This is a genomic window from Vibrio sp. OPT46 (assembly GCF_015163535.1).
In the GTDB taxonomy this organism is placed as follows: Bacteria; Pseudomonadota; Gammaproteobacteria; order Enterobacterales; family Vibrionaceae; genus Vibrio; species Vibrio alginolyticus.
Window position 1 is genome coordinate 1 of sequence record NZ_JADDYG010000891.1, and the last position, 298, is coordinate 298.

The 298-nt window shown below is 38.9% G+C and carries 1 protein-coding gene; it reads left to right on the forward strand.

Features of this window, described 5'->3' with window-relative positions; all coding sequences use genetic code 11:
• A partial coding sequence (locus tag IQR33_RS31390; RefSeq protein ID WP_193844317.1) for an EAL domain-containing protein occupies positions 1-298 on the forward strand: 298 nt, incomplete at both ends.

A 298-nucleotide genomic window follows, 5' to 3' on the forward strand; every position in this document is an offset into this window, starting at 1 on the left:
AACGTAAATTTTGCAGAACAAGTGCAACACCTACTCGACACTTTCCATTTGCCAGCACACTTTCTCGAACTCGAAGTAACCGAGAGCGCTCTAATTGCTGATGAAATAGTAGCACGCACAACGTTAAATAAGTTGCATAAACTAGGTGTGACATTGTCACTTGATGATTTTGGTACAGGATATGCTTCGTTCAGCTATTTAAAGAAATATCCGTTTGATGCCATCAAAATTGATAAAAGCTTCGTCCAGCAAATGGAAAAGTCAGATGATGATCGCGAGATCATTTGTTCAATCATAC